The sequence below is a fragment of the Streptomyces sp. NBC_00984 genome (genome assembly GCF_045162475.1).
In the GTDB taxonomy this organism is placed as follows: Bacteria; Actinomycetota; Actinomycetes; order Streptomycetales; family Streptomycetaceae; genus Streptomyces.
The window spans coordinates 4,542,964-4,561,057 of sequence record NZ_CP108734.1 but is presented as its reverse complement, the minus strand read 5'-3'; the positions used below and the strand labels follow the sequence as shown (position 1 = coordinate 4,561,057).

The 18,094-nt window shown below is 67.4% G+C and carries 15 protein-coding genes; 8 read left to right on the top strand and 7 right to left on the bottom strand.

The genetic code is table 11. The features are described 5' to 3' along the window. Positions 1-181: 181 nt before the first annotated feature. The gene (locus tag OG520_RS20250; protein ID WP_406014085.1) at positions 182-1,624 is read left to right on the top strand and encodes a CCA tRNA nucleotidyltransferase; all 1,443 of its coding nucleotides are present in this window, start codon (positions 182-184) and stop codon (positions 1,622-1,624) included. A gap of 142 nt (positions 1,625-1,766) precedes the next feature. On the opposite strand, the gene OG520_RS20245 is transcribed toward OG520_RS20250, so the two are convergent. The 3 genes from OG520_RS20245 to OG520_RS20235 form a co-directional block, all read right to left on the bottom strand. After that, positions 1,767-3,035 (bottom strand): MFS transporter, encoded by a 1,269-nt coding sequence (locus OG520_RS20245; RefSeq protein ID WP_406014084.1) that lies wholly within the window; start codon positions 3,033-3,035, stop codon positions 1,767-1,769. A 124-nt stretch (positions 3,036-3,159) separates the two neighbouring features. Continuing rightward, positions 3,160-4,242 carry an inositol-3-phosphate synthase gene (locus OG520_RS20240; protein ID WP_266416802.1) on the bottom strand — a complete coding sequence of 361 codons (1,083 nt, stop codon included), beginning with the start codon at positions 4,240-4,242 and terminating at the stop codon, positions 3,160-3,162. Between the two features lie 62 nt (positions 4,243-4,304). Further along, positions 4,305-5,012, bottom strand: a complete 708-nt coding sequence (locus OG520_RS20235; protein WP_266416801.1) for a PadR family transcriptional regulator — start codon at positions 5,010-5,012, stop codon at positions 4,305-4,307. A gap of 389 nt (positions 5,013-5,401) precedes the next feature. On the opposite strand from OG520_RS20235, the gene OG520_RS20230 reads away from it, so the two are divergent. Both OG520_RS20230 and OG520_RS20225 read left to right on the top strand, forming a co-directional pair. Then, complete coding sequence (locus tag OG520_RS20230) at positions 5,402-8,119, top strand: transglycosylase domain-containing protein (RefSeq protein ID WP_406014083.1); 2,718 nt, start codon at positions 5,402-5,404, stop codon at positions 8,117-8,119. A 101-nt stretch (positions 8,120-8,220) separates the two neighbouring features. Further along, on the top strand, positions 8,221-9,720 hold the full coding sequence (locus OG520_RS20225; protein ID WP_406014082.1) for a glycosyltransferase family 87 protein: 1,500 nt from the start codon (positions 8,221-8,223) through the stop codon (positions 9,718-9,720). A 48-nt stretch (positions 9,721-9,768) separates the two neighbouring features. Here the strand turns inward: OG520_RS20225 and OG520_RS20220 are convergent, their stop codons facing one another. The 3 genes from OG520_RS20220 to OG520_RS20210 all read right to left on the bottom strand — a co-directional run bounded on the left by OG520_RS20220 (position 9,769) and on the right by OG520_RS20210 (position 12,586). Next, the gene (locus OG520_RS20220; RefSeq protein WP_266416795.1) at positions 9,769-10,800 is read right to left on the bottom strand and encodes an alanine racemase; all 1,032 of its coding nucleotides are present in this window, start codon (positions 10,798-10,800) and stop codon (positions 9,769-9,771) included. Between the two features lie 117 nt (positions 10,801-10,917). Then, positions 10,918-12,036, bottom strand: a complete 1,119-nt coding sequence (locus OG520_RS20215) for a peptidoglycan bridge formation glycyltransferase FemA/FemB family protein (protein WP_266416792.1) — start codon at positions 12,034-12,036, stop codon at positions 10,918-10,920. A 235-nt stretch (positions 12,037-12,271) separates the two neighbouring features. Then, positions 12,272-12,586, bottom strand: a complete 315-nt coding sequence (locus tag OG520_RS20210) for a hypothetical protein (protein WP_266416790.1) — start codon at positions 12,584-12,586, stop codon at positions 12,272-12,274. A gap of 277 nt (positions 12,587-12,863) precedes the next feature. Between OG520_RS20210 and rpsF the strand changes: the two genes are divergently transcribed. The 4 genes from rpsF to rplI all read left to right on the top strand — a co-directional run bounded on the left by rpsF (position 12,864) and on the right by rplI (position 14,588). After that, positions 12,864-13,154 (top strand): 30S ribosomal protein S6, encoded by a 291-nt coding sequence (gene rpsF, locus OG520_RS20205; protein ID WP_266416788.1) that lies wholly within the window; start codon positions 12,864-12,866, stop codon positions 13,152-13,154. 74 nt (positions 13,155-13,228) lie between these two features. Continuing rightward, a complete protein-coding gene (locus OG520_RS20200) occupies positions 13,229-13,843 on the top strand; it encodes a single-stranded DNA-binding protein (protein WP_266416786.1) in 615 nt (204 codons plus the stop codon). A 43-nt stretch (positions 13,844-13,886) separates the two neighbouring features. After that, complete coding sequence (rpsR, locus tag OG520_RS20195) at positions 13,887-14,123, top strand: 30S ribosomal protein S18 (protein WP_003967857.1); 237 nt, start codon at positions 13,887-13,889, stop codon at positions 14,121-14,123. A gap of 18 nt (positions 14,124-14,141) precedes the next feature. After that, the gene (gene rplI, locus OG520_RS20190) at positions 14,142-14,588 is read left to right on the top strand and encodes a 50S ribosomal protein L9 (protein ID WP_072487612.1); all 447 of its coding nucleotides are present in this window, start codon (positions 14,142-14,144) and stop codon (positions 14,586-14,588) included. A 173-nt stretch (positions 14,589-14,761) separates the two neighbouring features. Here rplI and OG520_RS20185 read toward each other — a convergent pair whose 3' ends face one another. Next, positions 14,762-16,099: an MATE family efflux transporter gene (locus tag OG520_RS20185; protein WP_406014081.1), complete on the bottom strand. Its 1,338-nt coding sequence runs from the start codon at positions 16,097-16,099 to the stop codon at positions 14,762-14,764. 476 nt (positions 16,100-16,575) lie between these two features. Here OG520_RS20185 and dnaB point away from each other — a divergent pair, with 476 nt between their 5' ends. After that, positions 16,576-18,036: a replicative DNA helicase gene (gene dnaB, locus OG520_RS20180; protein WP_266425630.1), complete on the top strand. Its 1,461-nt coding sequence runs from the start codon at positions 16,576-16,578 to the stop codon at positions 18,034-18,036. Positions 18,037-18,094: the final 58 nt, after the last annotated feature.

Genomic DNA, 18,094 nt, shown 5'->3' with positions numbered 1-18,094 from the left:
GCTTACCCGTCCCTCGTCGTCGTCAGCTGGTGTCGATGGTTGTCGGTTGTTGCGTCCACGCATGGTAACGATGTGCGCGGGTGCCAAGTGCTGGGGAGTTCGCTACATGATCGGAAGAGTCTTGCAGGGCGGGACGAAACCAGGGCGACCGGGCCGGTCCGGGCACGTACCCTTTTCTGTTGTGTCGAACGCCAATGAAGACAGCTCCCGTGCCCTGACCCAGGTGCAGCACCGCGCAGTCAGCGAACTGCTGCGGGTGTCCCCGGTCGCCGACGACCTTGCTCGCCGTTTCCAGGACGCCGGGTTCAGTCTCGCCCTGGTCGGAGGCTCGGTCCGGGACGCGCTTCTCGGCAGGCTCGGGAACGACCTGGACTTCACGACGGACGCCCGCCCCGAGGCCGTACTGAAGATCGTCCGGCCCTGGGCCGACTCGGTGTGGGAGGTCGGGATCGCCTTCGGCACCGTGGGCGCGCAGAAGGACGGCTACCAGATCGAGGTCACCACATACAGGTCGGAGGCGTACGACAGGACCTCGCGCAAGCCCGAGGTGTCCTACGGCGACTCCATCGAGGAAGACCTCGTCCGCCGTGACTTCACGGTCAACGCGATGGCCGTCGCACTTCCGCAGAAGGAATTCATCGATCCGCACGGTGGTCTTGAGGACCTGGCGGAGCGCGTTCTGCGTACCCCCGGAACACCCGAGGAGTCGTTCTCCGACGACCCGCTGCGCATGCTGCGCGCGGCCCGCTTCGCGGCCCAGCTGGACTTCGATGTCGCCCCCGATGTGGTCACCGCGATGACGGAGATGGCCGGGCGGATCGAGATCGTCTCCGCCGAGCGGGTCAGGGAGGAGCTCAACAAGCTGCTGCTCTCCACCCACCCCCGCAAGGGGCTGGCGCTGCTCGTCGACACGGGGCTGGCGCAGCAGGTGCTGCCGGAGCTTCCCGCGCTGCGTCTGGAAAGTGACGAGCATCACCGTCACAAGGACGTCTACGAGCATTCGCTGACCGTCCTGGAGCAGGCGATCGACCTGGAGGAGGACGGTCCTGATCTGGTTCTGCGCCTTGCCGCCCTCCTCCATGACATCGGCAAGCCGAGGACGCGACGCTTCGAGAAGGACGGGCGCGTCTCGTTCCACCACCATGAGGTGGTGGGCGCCAAGATGGTCAAGAAGCGGATGACCGAGCTCAAGTACTCCAACGACATGGTCAAGGACGTCTCGAAGCTGGTGGAGCTTCATCTGCGCTTCCACGGCTACGGCGACGGCGAGTGGACGGACTCCGCGGTCCGTCGGTATGTACGCGACGCCGGCCCCTTGCTGGAGCGGTTGCACAAGCTGACCCGCTCGGACTGCACCACGCGGAACAAGCGCAAGGCCGCCGCCCTCTCCCGGACCTATGACGGGTTGGAGGAGCGCATCGCGCAGTTGCAGGAGCAGGAGGAGCTGGATGCCATCCGCCCCGACCTGGACGGCAACGAGATCATGAAGACCCTGGGCGTCGGTCCCGGGCCGGTCATCGGCAAGGCGTACGCGTTCCTGCTGGAGCTGCGCCTTGAGCACGGCCCGATGGAGCACGACAGGGCGGTCGAGAAGCTCAAGGAGTGGTGGGCCGCGCAGGGCTGAGGCCCCTGGAGGCCAGGTCTGCCGGCAGGGGAACGGGCTCATGTTTCACGTGAAACATGAGCACCCTCCGGTGCCGCGCTCCGAACTGACGAGGGGCGCTGTTTCACGTGAAACAGCGCCCCTCGCTTTGCTGCCTCGGGCGCTAGCGAGCCTCTCCGGTGCGGTCCCATCGGAACAGCAGAACGGCGACGACCGCGTAGAGAACCGCCACTCCGATCACCACCACGGTTGATCGCCCGTCAGGAGGCAGCAGCAGTGCGGAGACCGCGGCGGCTCCCACGAAAGCAACGTTGAACAGCACGTCGTAGAGGGAGAAGACCCGGCCGCGGAAGGAATCCTCCACCGACGTCTGTACCACCGTGTCGGTCGCGATCTTCGCCCCTTGGGTGACCAGCCCGAGAACGAACGCCGCGACCAGCATCGGTACGGGGACGAACCACAGCCCCAGTGCGGGTTCGAGGACGGCGGCCCCCGTCGCGCACACCGCCATCCAGCGGAATCGGCCGAGCCGTCCCGCTGCCCAGGGCGTCAGTACGGCCGCCGCGAAGAACCCCGCACCGGAGACCCCCACGGCCAGTCCGAGAAGAGCCAGGCCTTCGGATTCGCTGTCGGTCCAGGCGTACCGGCACAGCATCAGCACCATCACGGTCAGCGCTCCGTAGCAGAAGCGCATCACGGTCATGGCGGCCAGCACCCGGGTGGCCTGCTTCCGCTCCGCCAGATGGCGCAGCCCGTCGGCCAGTCCCCGCGCGGTGGCGGCCAGGGCCTCCCTCAGCCCGATCCGGTGTCCGTCCGGATCCGGCCCGAGGAGTCCGGTGGCAAGGGTCAGGGAGGCCAGCGCCGAAGCGAGATAGAGGGTCGCGCCCAGCAGTACCACTGCGGCATCGGAGTCCGCGAGCAGTAGTCGTACGGCGAAGGCGAGACCGCCGCCCGCCGTGGCCGCGAGCGTCCCGGCGGTCGGCGAGAGCGAATTGGCCAGCACCAGCCGGTCGCTGTCGACGACACGCGGCAGCGCGGCCGAGAGGCCGGCCAGGACGAAGCGGTTGACCGCGGTGACACACAGCGCCGAGGCGTAGAAGAGCCAGTCGGGTACGGAACCGAGGATGAGGAGCGCCGTGCAACAGGCGAGCGCGGCACGCAGCAGGTTTCCGTACAGAAAGACCTGGCGGCGCGGCCAGCGGTCCAGCAGGACGCCGGCAAAGGGGCCGATGAGCGAGTAGGGCAGCAGCAGCACCGCCATCGCGGAGGCGATGGCACCCGCCGAAGCCTGTTTCTCCGGCGAGAAGACGACGTGAGCCGCCAACGCCACCTGGAAGACACCGTCGGCCGACTGGGAGAGGAGTCGTACGGCCAGCAGACGACGGAAGCTCCGAAGGCATAGAAGAACGTGCAGATCACCCACGACGGCCATGTGATCAAGAGTCACATACGTTGAGGGTCCCCGGGCAGATAGCCCGGGGACCCTCAACAGCGCGGGGAGGAAGGAGCGTTGCCGCTCAGTGCTCGGCCGCGTGGACGCACCGTGTCCGGCTGCGTCAGTTGGAGACCTCGCCCCTGATGAACTTCTCGACGTTCTCGCGGGCCTCGTCGTCGAAGTACTGGACCGGCGGGGACTTCATGAAGTACGAGGAAGCGGAGAGGATCGGGCCACCGATGCCGCGGTCCTTGGCGATCTTCGCGGCGCGGACGGCGTCGATGATGACACCGGCGGAGTTCGGGGAGTCCCAGACCTCGAGCTTGTACTCCAGGTTCAGCGGAACGTCACCGAAGGCGCGGCCCTCAAGACGCACGTACGCCCACTTGCGGTCGTCCAGCCAGGCCACGTAGTCCGACGGGCCGATGTGGACGTTGTCCGCCCCGAGTTCGCGGTCACGGATCTGGGAGGTGACGGCCTGCGTCTTGGAGATCTTCTTGGACTCCAGGCGCTCACGCTCGAGCATGTTCTTGAAGTCCATGTTGCCGCCGACGTTCAGCTGCATCGTGCGGTCCAGGATGACGCCCCGGTCCTCGAAGAGCTTCGCCATCACGCGGTGCGTGATGGTGGCGCCGACCTGCGACTTGATGTCGTCGCCGACGATCGGGACACCGGCCTCGGTGAACTTGTCCGCCCACTCCTTGGTGCCGGCGATGAAGACCGGGAGAGCGTTGACGAACGCGACCTTGGCGTCGATGGCGCACTGCGCGTAGAACTTCGCAGCGACCTCGGAGCCGACCGGCAGGTAGCAGACGAGAACGTCGACCTTGCGGTCCTTCAGGACCTGGACGATGTCGACCGGGGCCTCGGCCGACTCCTCGATGGTCTGGCGGTAGTACTTGCCGAGACCGTCGTGGGTGTGGCCGCGCTGGACGGTGACGCCGGCGTTCGGCACGTCGCAGAGCTTGATGGTGTTGTTCTCGCTGGCACCGATGGCGTCCGCGAGGTCGAGACCGACCTTCTTCGCGTCGACGTCGAAGGCGGCGACGAACTCGACGTCCCGCACGTGGTACTCGCCGAACTGGACGTGCATCAGACCGGGCACCTTGCCGGCCGGATCGGCGTCCTTGTAGTACTCGACGCCCTGGACCAGCGAGGCGGCGCAGTTGCCCACGCCGACGATGGCTACGCGAACCGAACCCATTCCGGTTGCTCCCTGTGTGTTTTGGATGTTCCCGATGAAGGCCCCGCGGATCTGCGGGGACCTCACTTTGCGGTGTCGTCGGACGGATCCGGCGGGGTGTCACCCCTGCGCCGGGGCAGGCCGCCCGTCTCTCCTGCTGTGTTCTGCTGAGCTTCGCTCCCGGGCGAGGACCGTCGCTGATCCCGTCCCGACCGCTCGCTCTCGATGAGCTCGTTCAGCCAGCGCACTTCGCGCTCCACGGACTCCATGCCGTGTCGCTGCAGCTCAAGTGTGTAGTCGTCGAGGCGCTCGCGGGTGCGGGCCAGAGAGGCCCGCATCTTCTCCAGCCGCTCCTCCAGCCGGCTGCGCCGGCCTTCCAGCACGCGCATCCGCACCTCGTGCTCCGTCTGCCCGAAGAAGGCGAAGCGGGCTGCGAAGTGCTCGTCCTCCCAGGAGTCGGGGCCGGTGTGCGAGAGCAGCTCCTCGAAGTGCTCCTTACCTTCCGCTGTCAGCCGGTAGACGATCTTGGCGCGGCGCCCGGCCAGTGAGGAGGCGGGGGCGACCGCACGGCCGGTGGTGGGCGGAAGGTCGGCAGGGGCGGCCCCCGGCTCCTCGATCAACCAGCCGTTGGCGACCAGCGTCTTGAGGCAGGGATAGAGGGTGCCGTAGCTGAAGGCGCGGAAAATCCCCAACGAGGTGTTGAGGCGCTTGCGCAGCTCGTAGCCGTGCATCGGGGATTCGCGGAGCAGGCCGAGAACGGCGAATTCGAGGATGCCGGAGCGTCTGCTCAACTTCGCCTCCTCCTTCTCCGAGTGCTCCTACGGGGCCCTGTGCCGGGCTGATGTACCGAGCTGATGTATCGACTCGATACATCACGACGATAGATCGGTCGTCGCGATGCGACAAGGGGGGCCATCGTGAACGGCGTCACATCGTGAATTCGTAGGCACCGACTTGCGTTGTTTGAGGTGAAGTTCGGCCCTAGGAGGGTTTTGACCGTGCGTAGTCTGTGCGGCATGCAGACCACCGGGAACCGTGCGACGCCCGCGCGCGTCAGTCTTCGCGGGCCAGCCGGACGCATGGCGGACGAGCCTGTCGCAAGGCTTGTCCGTAATTCGGGGGGACCGGATCTCAACTGCCGCTTCCAGGCGTTCTCGCCTGCCCGAGGAGTAGTCGTTCGATGAGCGAGCACCGTCGCAAAACGCCGCAACCGCAAGGTGGTGGGCGCGCAGCGGCCAGACGAGCCGCCCAGCAGTCCTCAGGACGCCGCGCCGCTCCGTCACGCGGAGTAACTTCTGAGTCACCTTCCGGTTCGCATGGTGGGGACAGCCCGTACGGCGGACGTGCCGAGGCCAGACGAGCCGCCCAGCGCGGTGGCGCGGGCCGCGGCGGCGGGGCCGGTGGACGTCGCCGCGGTGGTGGTGGCGGCGACGGCGGTCAGGAGGGGCCCGGCAGGGGGCGTGGCCGCGCAGGCAAGCGCCCCGCGAAGAAGCGCTTCATCGACTACCCGCGGGCCGGGAAGTACGGCGTGCGGCGCTGGGTGCCGTCGTGGAAGCTGGTCTCCAGCCTCTGCATCGGCTTTCTCGGCCTGCTCATGGGCATCGCCGGCATCGCGTACGCGATGGTCGGCAAGCCCACGGTGAAGGATGCCGCGGAGGCTCAGAACAACGTCTACCTCTGGGACGACGGCTCGCAGATGGTCGCCACGGGCGGTGCGGTCAACCGCCAGATCATCAGCTTCGAGCAGATCCCCGAGGCGATGCGGAACGCCGTCATCTCGGCCGAGAACAAGTCCTTCGAGCACGACCGGGGCATCGACCCCATGGGTATCGCCCGAGCCCTGTTCAACATGGCGACCGGAGGCGAGACGCAGGGTGGTTCGACGATCACCCAGCAGTACGTGAAGAACTCGCGTCTGTCCCAGGAGCAGACCCTGAGCCGGAAGTTCCAGGAACTCTTCATCACGCTCAAGGTCAGCAATGACATGAAGAAGAACGACATCATCGCGGGCTACCTCAACGTCTCGTACTACGGGCGAGGTGCTTCGGGGCTCCAGGCGGCGGCCCGTACGTACTACGGCAAGGACGCCGTCGATCTGAATCCGAGCGAGTGCGCGTTCCTGGCCACGCTGCTCAAGGGCGCGTCCTACTACGACCCGGCGGGTGCTGTCGATGTCGACCCCAAGCAGGCGACGCCGGAGCTGAACACCGAGCGGGCCATCAAGCGATGGAAGTGGATCCTCGACGAGGAGGTGAAGGACGGGCGCCTCGAGAAAGCGGAGCGCGACAAGTACACCAAGTTCCCGATGCCCCTCCAGCCGAAGAAGAACGCCCAGCTGAGCGGTCAGACCGGTTATCTGGTCGAACTCGCCAGGCAGTACTTCCTCAGCAACAACAAGGGCGTCACGGCGGAGATGCTGGCCCAGGGCGGCTACCAGATCCGCACCACCTTCAACAAGAAGAAGGTCAAGGAGCTCGACGCCGCGGTCAAGAAGGTCTACGACAGCAAGATCGATCCGAAGCGGCGCCCCGAGACGGACACCCACGTCCAGTTCGGCGGCGGGTCGGTGGACCCCAAGACCGGGGCCATCGTGGCGATCTACGGCGGCCAGGACGCGACCAAGCACTTCACCAACAACGCCAACCCCACCGGTGCGCAGGTCGGTTCGACCTTCAAGCCGTTCGTACTGGCGGCGGCGATGGAGTACGGCAAGCGGGACCCCGCGCTCGGAGAGGACCAGGGCCCGTCGGATCGTACGCAGGTCTCGCCGCTCAGCATCTACAACGCCGACAACAAACTGAAGATCAAGAAGTACAACGGCGAGATCTGGACCGACGAGAACGGCAAGGAGTGGCTGCAGGCCAACGACGGCGGTGAGTCGAAGGGCAACATCACCCTTCGCGAGGCGATGCAGTGGTCCGCCAACTCCCCGTACGTACAGCTCGGCATGGACGTCGGCACCGACAAGGTGAAGGACGTCGCCATGGCCGCGGGGCTCAAGGACGACGAACAGATGGCGGATTCGCATGTGCCGTCGTTCTCCATCGGTACGTCCTCGCCCAGTGCGATCCGCATGGCCGGCGCGTACGCGACCTTCGCCGCCAGCGGTATGCAGCGCGAGCCCTACTCGGTCACCGAGGCGAAGAAGGGCGGCAAGACGATCTACCGGCACAAGGACGTCGACAAGCGTGCCTTCGATCCCGCGATCGCCGACAACGTCACCGACGTCCTGAAGAACGTCGTCGAGAAGGGGACCGGTACCCCCGCGCAGCTCCCCGGCCGGGACGTGGCGGGCAAGACGGGTACGACGGACGACAACAAGTCGGCCTGGTTCGTCGGCTACACGCCGCAGCTGTCCACGGCCATCAGCATGTACCGGCTCGACGACGATGCGACGAACAAGAACCGCAAGTTCGAAAAGATGTACGGCACGGGTGGCGAGAAGACGATCCACGGTGCGTCGTTCCCGGCCCAGATCTGGCACGACTACATGCTGGGTGCGCTGAAGGGGAAGCCGGCCCTGACGTTCCCGGAGCCCGGCCCGATCGGTGACACGGTCTACGGCGGCGGTGCGCAGAGCCCCAGGCCGACGCCCACCGCGCCGACGACGCCGTCGCCGACCAAGTCGGTGACCGAGTCGCCCTCGACGAGCACCACTCCGTCGCCGCCCGACCCCGGCGAGACCTGCGGTACGTGGGACTGGGACTGCCAGCACAGCAATGGCGGGAGCAGTACCGGCGCGAACGGCGGAGACACCGGTGGTGGCAGCACTCCGCCGACGACCCCCGAGCCACCGACCGGAGGGAACGCGAACGGCGGCAACGGGAACGGCGGCAACGGGAACGGCGGGAACGGCGGGAACGGCAACGGCGGAATCTTCGGCGGGACGGGCGGATAGCATCCGCACGGCCCGGTGGGCCGACCGGTCATGAGGGCCGCCGCACCACACGGTGCGGCGGCCCTCGTCGTTTCCACAACCCCGTACGGCAGGATGAGCGCATGCCAAGCGCAGAAGACACGAGTGTGCACCAGCAGCAGGAACGGTCCGTCGTGCGGCCCACGCACCAGGACGAGGTCGCCGCGGCCGGCAGCGAGCTGATCGGCGGGCGGTCGGGACGCTGGACACGGCCCGGCAGCGCGGCGCTCACACCCGTGGCCGTCGTCGCACTGGTGGCCCTCGGGATGTTCGCGCTGGGCATGGTGCAGAAGCTGCCCTGCTACAACTGGGCGTGGTTCAGGGGCGCGGGTTCGCAGTACACGCACGCCTGTTACTCGGACATTCCGCATCTCTTCGCCGCACGTGGCTTCTCCGACGGCCTCGTGCCGTACTTCGACCGGCTGCCCGGTGACATGCAGTACCTGGAGTACCCCGTCCTGACGGGGGTGTTCATGCAGGTCGCCTCCTGGCTGACGCCGGGCGGGTCCATTCAGCACCGCGAGCAGATGTACTGGATGGTCAACGCGGGCATGCTGATGATCTGCGCCGTGATCATCGCCGTCTGCGTCGCCCGTACGCACCGGCGCCGCCCCTGGGACGGACTGCTGGTCGCCCTCGCGCCGGCCTTCGCGCTCACCGCGACGATCAACTGGGATCTGCTGGCCGTCGCGCTGACAGCCGCGGCGATGCTCATGTGGTCCCGGGGACGGGCACTGGCGTTCGGCATCCTCATCGGGCTCGCCACGGCCGCCAAGCTCTACCCCGTGTTCCTGCTGGGGCCGGTGTTCGTCCTGTGCTGGCGGGCGGGCAAATGGCGGGAGTTCGGCATGGCGACGCTCGGGGCCGTGGTGTCCTGGCTGGTGGTGAATCTGCCGGTGATGGCCTTCGCACCCGAGGGCTGGAAGAAGTTCTACACATTCAGCGAGGAACGGGGCATCGACTTCGGCTCGTTCTGGCTGATCATCACCCAGCGCACCGGCGAGAGCATCGAGGTGTCGACCGTCAACACCGTCTCGACCCTGACGACGGTCCTGCTGTGCGCGGGCATCGGCGCGCTCACCTTGATGGCGCCGCGCAGGCCGCGCTTCGCGCAGCTCGCCCTGCTCGTCGTCGCGGCGTTCATCCTCGTCAACAAGGTCTACTCGCCGCAGTACGTGCTGTGGCTGATCCCGCTGGCCGCCCTGGCCAGGCCGCGGTGGCGCGACTTCCTGATCTGGCAGGCGTGCGAGGTCATGTACTTCCTGGGGATCTGGATGTACCTCGCGTACACGACGAGCGGGGACAAGCACCAGGGGCTGCCCACGGAGGGGTATCAGCTGGCGATCGCCCTGCATCTGCTGGGCACGCTGTACCTCTGCGCCGTGGTCGTACGGGACATCCTCACGCCGGAGCGGGACGTCGTACGGCGCGACGGGTCGGACGATCCGTCCGGCGGGGTGCTCGACGGGGCCCCGGACGTGTTCGTGCTGGGGCGGGCGGCGCATCCGTCGCAGCCTGCCCACCCCGCGGTGGAAGTGCCGCGGGTGGAATGGGGCGCGGCGCGCGGACCGGTCGCCGACTGAGGCCGGGGTCTCTCCCGTCCGGAGAGACCCCGACGCGCCGGAGAGGACCTAACGGTCGACGAGGCGGTCGAACTGGGTGGTCGTGTGGCGCAGATGGGCCACCAGCTCGTCGCCGACCTTCGGCTCCTGGGCGTCCGACGGGACGAACAGGATCGACACCTGCATGTGCGGCGGCTCGGCGAACCAGCGCTGCTTGCCCGCCCAGACGAACGGCGACAGGTTGCGGTTGACGGTGGCCAGGCCCGCGCGGGCGACGCCCTTGGCGCGCGGCATCACACCGTGCAGGGCCTTCGGGGCCTCCAGGCCCACGCCGTGCGACGTACCGCCGGCGACGACCACCAGCCAGCCGTCCGAGGCGGCCTTCTGCTGGCGGTAGCCGAAGCGGTCGCCCTTGGCCACGCGCGTGACGTCCAGGACGGCACCCCGGTACTCCGTCGCCTCGTGGTCGCCGAGCCACAGCCGGGTGCCGATGCGGGCGCGGAAACGGGTCTGCGGGAACTGCTGCTGGAGCCGGCCCAGCTCCTCGGCGCGCAGATGGCTGACGAACATGGTGTGCAGTGGCAGCCGGGCCGCGCGCAGCCGGTCCATCCAGCCGATGACCTCCTCGACCGCGTCCGAGCCGTCCGTCCGGTCCAGCGGCAGGTGCAGGGCGAAGCCTTCGAGCCGTACGTCCTCGATGGCGGCGTGCAGCTGCCCGAGCTCCTCCTCCTTGACGCCGTGGCGCTTCATCGAGCTCATGCACTCGATGACGACCCGTGCGCCCACCAGGGCGTGCACGCCGTCCACGGAGGACACGGAACGGATGACCCGGTCGGGCAGCGGCACGGGCTCCTCGCCCCGGCGGAACGGGGTGAGGACCAGGAGGTCGCCGCTGAACCAGTCCTTGATGCGGGCGGCCTCGTAGGTGGTTCCGACGGCGAGCGTGTCGGAGCCGAAGCGGATGGCCTCGTCGGCCAGCCGCTCGTGGCCGAAGCCGTAGCCGTTGCCCTTGCAGACCGGGACGAGGCCGGGGAACTGGTCGAGGACGGATTTCTGGTGCGCCCGCCAGCGCGCGGTGTCGACGTACAGGGAGAGCGCCATGGCCGGTCCGGAACCCTTCTGGTGGCTGCTGTGTGGGAGGTGTGTGGAGCCGAAGTCCCCATTGAAACCAATGAAGCCGGTTTCGTCAGCGGGGCGGTGCGTATCGGACTACGCGTATCAGCGGCGCGACATGTAGATGTCGAGCGCCTTGTGCAGCAGCTTGTTCAGCGGGAAGTCCCACTCCCCGACGTACTCGGCCGCCTGCCCGCCGGTGCCGACCTTGAACTGGATCAGGCCGAAGAGGTGGTCGGTCTCGTCCAGCGAGTCGGAGATGCCGCGCAGGTCGTAGACGGTGGCCCCCATGGCGTATGCGTCGCGCAGCATCCGCCACTGCATCGCGTTCGAGGGCCGGACCTCGCGCTTGTGGTTGGCGGACGCGCCGTAGGAGTACCAGACGTGCCCGCCGACGATCAGCATGGTCGCGGCCGCGACGTTCTCGCCCTCGTGCCGGGCGAAGTAGAGCCGCATCCGGTTGGGGTCCTCGTTGTTGAGGGCCGTCCACATGCGCTGGAAGTAGCCCAGCGGACGCGGCCGGAAGTGATCGCGCTCCGCCGTGATCTCGTACAGCCGCTGCCACTCGTCGAGCTCGGCGTAACTGCCCTGGACGACCTCGACGCCGGCCTTCTCGGCCTTCTTGATGTTGCGTCGCCACAGCTGGTTGAAGCCCTTGTGGACGTCTTCGAGCGACCGGTTCGCCAGCGGCACCTGGTAGACGTAGCGGGGCTGTACGTCACCGAATCCGGCGCCGCCGTCCTCGCCCTGCTGCCAGCCCATCTTCCGCAGCCGGTCTGCCACTTCGAAGGCACGCGGCTCGATGTGGGTGGCCTCGACGTCGCGCAGACGCTTCACTTCCGGGTCCTGGATGCCCGACTTGATGGCGGCCGCGTCCCAGCGACGGATGATGACCGGCGGGCCCATCTTCACGGAGAAGGCGCCCTGTTGCTTGAGATGCGCCAGCATCGGCCGCAGCCAGTCGTCCAGGTTCGGGGCGTACCAGTTGATGACCGGGCCCTCGGGCAGATAGGCGAGGTACCGCTTGATCTTGGGCAACTGCCGGTAGAGCACCAGGCCGGCGCCGACGAGCTGTCCGTTCTTGTCGAACCAGCCGAGACTCTCCGAGCGCCACTCCGCCTTCACGTCCGCCCATGCCGGGACCTGCATGTGACTCGCCGCGGGCAGGCTCTGGATGTATGCCAGATGCTGCTCTCGGCTGATGGTCCTCAGGGTCAGGCTCATGCGGGGCGCTCCTCGGCAGGTGTGTCCCCATCGGTCAGGGGCTCCGGCTCTCGCGCCGAAGCCTACTGTGACCGACGAGTGCGCCGTCTGGCCCTATGGGACCTTGCGGCTCCGCCGCCGTCGCGACCCGGGTCGCCGGGTCCTTGTACGGGGAACGGCGCGAGGCCCCTGTGTGGTTCCTCGCGCCGTCCGTTTGTCGTGTGCCGGTCGTGGATCACCTGCTGTCTGCAGTGCGTCAGCCCACCAGGCCGCCGAAGAGGCCGCCGTGGGCCATGCCCAGGAAGAAGCCGATGGCGGCTGCGCCCATGCCGATGATCAGCGGGAACCGTTCGCGCGTGGTCACCGAGATGTACTGCCCGTACGCACCCGTGAGGATCCCGATGAGTCCGGCCCACGAGCTGATCAGATGCAGGTTGTGGAACATCGCCGTCACGAAGGCCAGCACGCCGAGGATCAGCGTCACCGCGACCAGGGTCTCCTGGAGCGGGTGGGTCTTGCCGTCCGTGGCGAGAAGGGAGACGGGGGGACGGGGTCGTATTGCCTGTGCCATGGAGTACCTCCTGGCCGAAAGGGGCGCGCCGTGTCGCCGGTCACACCCGATGTGTCCAGATTGCGTCTCCTGGCCACCGGATTTCAACCGGAAGCCGGTGTGCGGGTACTCTGTACGGTCTGCGGCGGTGTCTGCCCAGGCCAGCACATCAGCCCCTTCTCGATGGAGGGCGTTGTCAGTGGCGGCTGTTTTACTCGGAGACACTGTTGCTTACGCATCACGACCCTCCTGCCACGGAACGACCGTGGCCGCTGAGTCCAAAGGAGGTGGGTTCCACATGCGTCACTACGAGGTGATGGTCATCCTCGACCCCGATCTCGAGGAGCGCGCTGTCTCCCCGCTGATCGAGAACTTCCTCTCCGTCGTCCGTGAGGGCAACGGAAAGGTTGAGAAGGTCGACACCTGGGGCCGTCGTCGTCTCGCTTACGAGATCAAGAAGAAGCCCGAGGGCATCTACTCGGTCATCGATCTGCAGGCCGAGCCTGCGATCGTCAAGGAGCTCGACCGCCAGATGAACCTGAACGAGTCGGTCCTCCGGACCAAGGTCCTCCGTCCCGAGTCCCACTGAGCATCTAGCTCAGTGGTCATCGGGTTCGAGTAGCAGCAAGCAGCCAGAAGCAATCCCCGCCGAGAGGTTCATCCATGGCAGGCGAGACCGTCATCACGGTCGTCGGCAATCTCGTCGACGACCCCGAGCTGCGCTTCACCCCGTCCGGTGCGGCGGTCGCGAAGTTCCGTGTCGCGTCCACTCCCCGCATCTTCGACCGGCAGACCAATGAGTGGAAGGACGGCGAAGGCCTGTTCCTCACCTGCTCGGTCTGGCGGCAGGCGGCGGAGAACGTCGCCGAGTCGCTCCAGCGAGGCATGCGCGTCGTCGTGCAGGGCCGGCTGAAGCAGCGGTCGTACGAAGACCGCGAGGGCGTCAAGCGCACGGTCTACGAGCTGGATGTCGAGGAAGTCGGCCCCAGCCTGAAGAACGCCACGGCCAAGGTCACCAAGACCACCGGTCGCGGTGGCCAGGGCGGCCAGGGTGGATACGGCGGTGGCCAGCAGGGCGGCGGTAACTGGGGCGGCGGTCCCGGTGGCGGTGGCCAGCAGGGTGGTGGCGGCGCTCCCGCCGACGACCCGTGGGCCACGAGCGCGCCGTCCGGCGGTCAGCAGGGCGGGGGCCAGCAGGGCGGCGGAGGCGGCTGGGGCGGAAGCTCCGGTGGCTCCGGCGGCTCCGGCGGCGGCTACTCGGACGAGCCTCCCTTCTAGGGCAGCTCGTACCCCCACTTCTTGATCACACAGGAGAAACACCATGGCGAAGCCGCCTGTGCGCAAGCCTAAGAAGAAGGTCTGCGCGTTCTGCAAGGACAAGACCCAGTACGTGGACTACAAGGACACGAACATGCTGCGGAAGTTCATTTCCGACCGCGGCAAGATCCGTGCCCGCCGCGTGACCGGCAACTGCACGCAGCACCAGCGTGACGTCGCCACGGCAGTCAAGAACAGCCGTGAGATGGCGCTGCTGCCCTACACGTCCACCGCGCGATAAGGGAAGGGTGACCGAATCATGAAGATCATCCTCACCCACGAGGTCTCCGGCCTCGGTGCTGCGGGCGACGTCGTCGACGTCAAGGACGGGTACGCCCGTAACTACCTGGTTCCGCGTGGCTTTGCCATCCGCTGGACCAAGGGTGGCGAGAAGGACGTGGCGCAGATCCGCCGCGCCCGCAAGATCCACGAGATCGCCACGATCGAGCAGGCCAACGAGATCAAGACCAAGCTCGAGGCCGTGAAGGTTCGTCTGGCTGTTCGCTCCGGCGACGCCGGCCGTCTCTTCGGCTCCGTGACCCCGGCCGACATCGCCTCGGCGATCAAGGCCGCCGGTGGCCCCGACGTCGACAAACGTCGCGTCGAGCTCGGCTCGCCGATCAAGACGCTCGGCGGACACCAGGTGTCCGTGCGTCTGCACCCCGAGGTCGCTGCGAACCTCGGCATCGAGGTCGTTGCTGCCTAAGGGCACAGCTCACCTGAGCAGCTGAAGGGCCGCACCCCACGGGGTGCGGCCCTTCAGCGTTTCGGGCTCCGCCGTCCTGGTCCGGCTTCACGTGGTCCCGTTTCACGGTTTTACGGTTTCACGTGAAACGGGACCACGGCCGGTGGCCCAGCGAATGGACCACGGCCGGTGGGTCAGCGGGTGGCACCGGTGACGATCCACTTGCCTGAGCGGGTGCGCAGCCAGAGCGTCACCATGCGGACGGTCATCATCAGAGCCATCGCCCACCACAGTGTCGTCAGGCCGCCACCGATCACCGGCACCAGCAGAGCGACCGGGGCGAAGACCGCGAGAGTGACGAGCATGGCCCACGCCAGGTACCGCCCGTCTCCGGCTCCCATCAGCACTCCGTCCAGGACGAAGACCACGCCGGCGATTGGCTGGGACAGCGCCACCACCAGCAGCGCCGGGAGCAGGGTGTCCTGCACGGTCCGGTCGCTGGTGAACAAGGGCACGAACAGTGGGCGGGCAAGCACGATCAGCGCCCCGAACACCACCCCGGAAACGATGCCCCACTGCACCATGCGCCGGCATGCCTCGCGTGCGCCCTTGGCGTCATCGGCTCCCAGACAGCGGCCGATGATCGCCTGACCGGCGATGGCGATGGCGTCGAGAGCGAAGGCCATCAGGCTCCAGAGGGAGAGAATGATCTGGTGCGCGGCGATCTCGGTGTCGCCGAGGCGGGCGGCGACGGCTGTGGCGATCATCAGGACGGCACGGAGCGACAGCGTACGGACCAGCAGCGGAACGCCTGCCTGGGCGCTGGCCCTGATGCCCGCGGCATCGGGACGCAACGAGGCGCCATGCCGTCGCGCCCCCCGTACCACCACGATCAGGTAGGCGACGGCCATCGAGATCTGCGCGATCACGGTGCCCCAGGCCGATCCGGCGATACCGAGACCGGCGCCGTAGACCAGTCCCGCGTTGAGGGCTCCGTTGGCCGCGAAGCCTCCGACGGCGACGTACAGCGGTGTCCTGGTGTCCTGCAGGCCACGGAGAACTCCGGTCGCGGCCATCACCACGAGCATGGCCGGGATGCCGAGGCTGGAGATCCTCAGATACGTGGTCGCGTAGGGGGCTGCCGTGTCGGAGGCTCCGAAGATGTCCACCAGCCAGGGGGCCGTGGGAAGAGCGACGGCGATGACGGCGATGCCCAGCAGGAGCGCCAGCCAGATGCCGTCCATGCCCTGTCGGATCGCGGAGGCCAGATCGCCCGCCCCGACCCGACGTGCCACCGCCGCGGTGGTGGCGTAGGCGAGGAAGACGAAGACGCTGACGGCGGTGGTCAGCAGAGCCGCGGCGACGGCCAGGCCGGCCAGCTGCGGGGTGCCGAGATGGCCGACGATCGCACTGTCGACCATCACGAAGAGCGGCTCGGCGACGAGTGCGCCGAAGGCAGGGACGGCGAGCGAGATGATCTCGCGGTCGTGCCGTCGACGACTGGGCGGCGGGGGTGCCGGGGCCTGGATCATGGGGGTCAATCTAATCTTCCACAGGTAATGGATGCAATGGACTAGTAGTCCTTACACTTGTTGAGGGTCGGCGTTCTCCCGTGTGCCGTTTGTCGTGATCTTGTGCTGACTCGGAAAGTTTTTCTCCCCCACAGCCCGTGGATGGGGAAAGCCCAGGTCAGCGCGCTGATGGTGTAGGTGCTATGAGTTTGTCCACAGTGCTGTCCCCCGCTCCGTGCACAGGTTCTGCAGAGTTCTCCACAGCATCTGGTCGGTCGTCCACATGCCCTGTGGATAACCAGATTGGCTGACGGTGCCGGGCGGCCTACCGTGGACCGGCGCCCGCACCCCGTTCCCGTCTTGGAACCAGCAGAACTCGACGCGCCGGAACCGGAGTCGGGCGTCTTGTTTGTCGGTGCTGTGCCGTAAGAAAGAGTGGCATGGCGAGGTCCGCGGAGCGGACGGGAGGAGGTGGCCCGGTGAGCATTCCCGAGCCTTTGGACGACCCCTGGGCCGAGACCGGTCCCAGCGACCGTCTGCCTGTTTCCCGGCAGCGCCGCGGTGAAGGCCGGGACCGCGGCGAGCAGCACGATCGCGGCAGGGAGAGCGGCGGTTGGGAGGGCGGCTCTCCCGGTTTCGAGCGGGTACCGCCCCAGGACCTCGATGCCGAGCAGTCGGTCCTCGGTGGCATGCTCCTGTCCAAGGACGCCATCGCCGATGTCGTGGAGATCATCAAGGGCCACGACTTCTACCGCCCCGCGCACGAGACCGTCTACCAGGCGATCCTCGACCTCTACGCCAAGGGCGAGCCGGCCGACCCGATCACGGTGGCTGCCGAGCTGGTCAAGCGCGGTGAGATCACCAAGGTGGGCGGAGCGCCGTATCTGCACACCCTCGTCCAGTCCGTGCCGACCGCGGCCAACGCTTCGTACTACGCGGAGATCGTCCACGAGCGGGCGGTCCTGAGGCGGCTCGTCGAAGCCGGTACGAAGATCACGCAGATGGGATACGCGGCCGACGGCGATGTCGACGACATCGTGAACTCCGCGCAGGCCGAGATCTACGCCGTCACCGAGCAGCGCACCAGCGAGGACTACCTCCCGCTCGGCGACATCATGGAGGGCGCGCTCGACGAGATCGAGGCGATCGGCTCGCGCAGCGGCGAGATGACCGGGGTGCCGACCGGCTTCACCGACCTCGACGCTCTGACGAACGGCCTGCACCCGGGCCAGATGGTCGTCATCGCGGCCCGTCCCGCCATGGGTAAGTCCACGCTGGCCCTCGATTTCGCACGGGCCTGTTCGATCAAGAGCAACCTGCCCAGCGTGATCTTCTCCCTCGAAATGGGGCGCAACGAGATCGCGATGCGTCTGCTCTCCGCCGAGGCGCGGGTGGCGCTGCACCACATGCGCTCCGGCACCATGACCGACGAGGACTGGACGCGACTGGCCCGCCGGATGCCGGATGTCTCGGCCGCCCCGCTCTATATCGACGACTCCCCGAACCTCTCCATGATGGAGATCCGGGCGAAGTGCCGTCGTCTCAAGCAGCGCAACGACCTCAAACTCGTGGTCATCGACTATCTGCAGCTGATGCAGTCCGGTGGCTCGAAGCGTGCCGAGAGCCGTCAGCAGGAAGTTTCGGACATGTCCCGAAACCTCAAGCTGCTGGCGAAGGAGCTTCAGCTCCCGGTCATCGCGCTCTCCCAGCTGAACCGTGGTCCCGAGCAGCGCACGGACAAGAAGCCGATGGTCTCCGACCTGCGTGAATCCGGATCCATCGAGCAGGACGCCGACATGGTGATCCTGCTGCACCGCGAGGACGCGTACGAGAAGGAGTCCCCCCGCGCCGGTGAGGCCGACCTGATCGTGGCCAAGCACCGTAACGGTCCGACGGCGACGATCACGGTGGCCTTCCAGGGCCACTACTCGCGCTTCGTGGACATGGCGCAGACCTGACGGCACCTGTTGCAGGGGCTCAGATTTCGTGTCCTGATCTCACACGCGATGTTCAGGT

Coding starts and splice junctions, on each gene's coding strand:
- OG520_RS20245 (WP_406014084.1), bottom strand. CDS start 3,035: ATGGCCGTCGTGGGTGATCTGCACGTTCTTCTATGCCTTCGGAGCTTC.
- OG520_RS20240 (WP_266416802.1), bottom strand. CDS start 4,242: ATGGGTTCGGTTCGCGTAGCCATCGTCGGCGTGGGCAACTGCGCCGCC.
- OG520_RS20230 (WP_406014083.1), top strand. CDS start 5,402: ATGAGCGAGCACCGTCGCAAAACGCCGCAACCGCAAGGTGGTGGGCGC.
- OG520_RS20225 (WP_406014082.1), top strand. CDS start 8,221: ATGCCAAGCGCAGAAGACACGAGTGTGCACCAGCAGCAGGAACGGTCC.
- OG520_RS20220 (WP_266416795.1), bottom strand. CDS start 10,800: ATGGCGCTCTCCCTGTACGTCGACACCGCGCGCTGGCGGGCGCACCAG.
- OG520_RS20215 (WP_266416792.1), bottom strand. CDS start 12,036: ATGAGCCTGACCCTGAGGACCATCAGCCGAGAGCAGCATCTGGCATAC.
- OG520_RS20210 (WP_266416790.1), bottom strand. CDS start 12,586: ATGGCACAGGCAATACGACCCCGTCCCCCCGTCTCCCTTCTCGCCACG.
- rpsF (WP_266416788.1), top strand. CDS start 12,864: ATGCGTCACTACGAGGTGATGGTCATCCTCGACCCCGATCTCGAGGAG.
- OG520_RS20200 (WP_266416786.1), top strand. CDS start 13,229: ATGGCAGGCGAGACCGTCATCACGGTCGTCGGCAATCTCGTCGACGAC.
- rpsR (WP_003967857.1), top strand. CDS start 13,887: ATGGCGAAGCCGCCTGTGCGCAAGCCTAAGAAGAAGGTCTGCGCGTTC.
- rplI (WP_072487612.1), top strand. CDS start 14,142: ATGAAGATCATCCTCACCCACGAGGTCTCCGGCCTCGGTGCTGCGGGC.
- OG520_RS20185 (WP_406014081.1), bottom strand. CDS start 16,099: ATGATCCAGGCCCCGGCACCCCCGCCGCCCAGTCGTCGACGGCACGAC.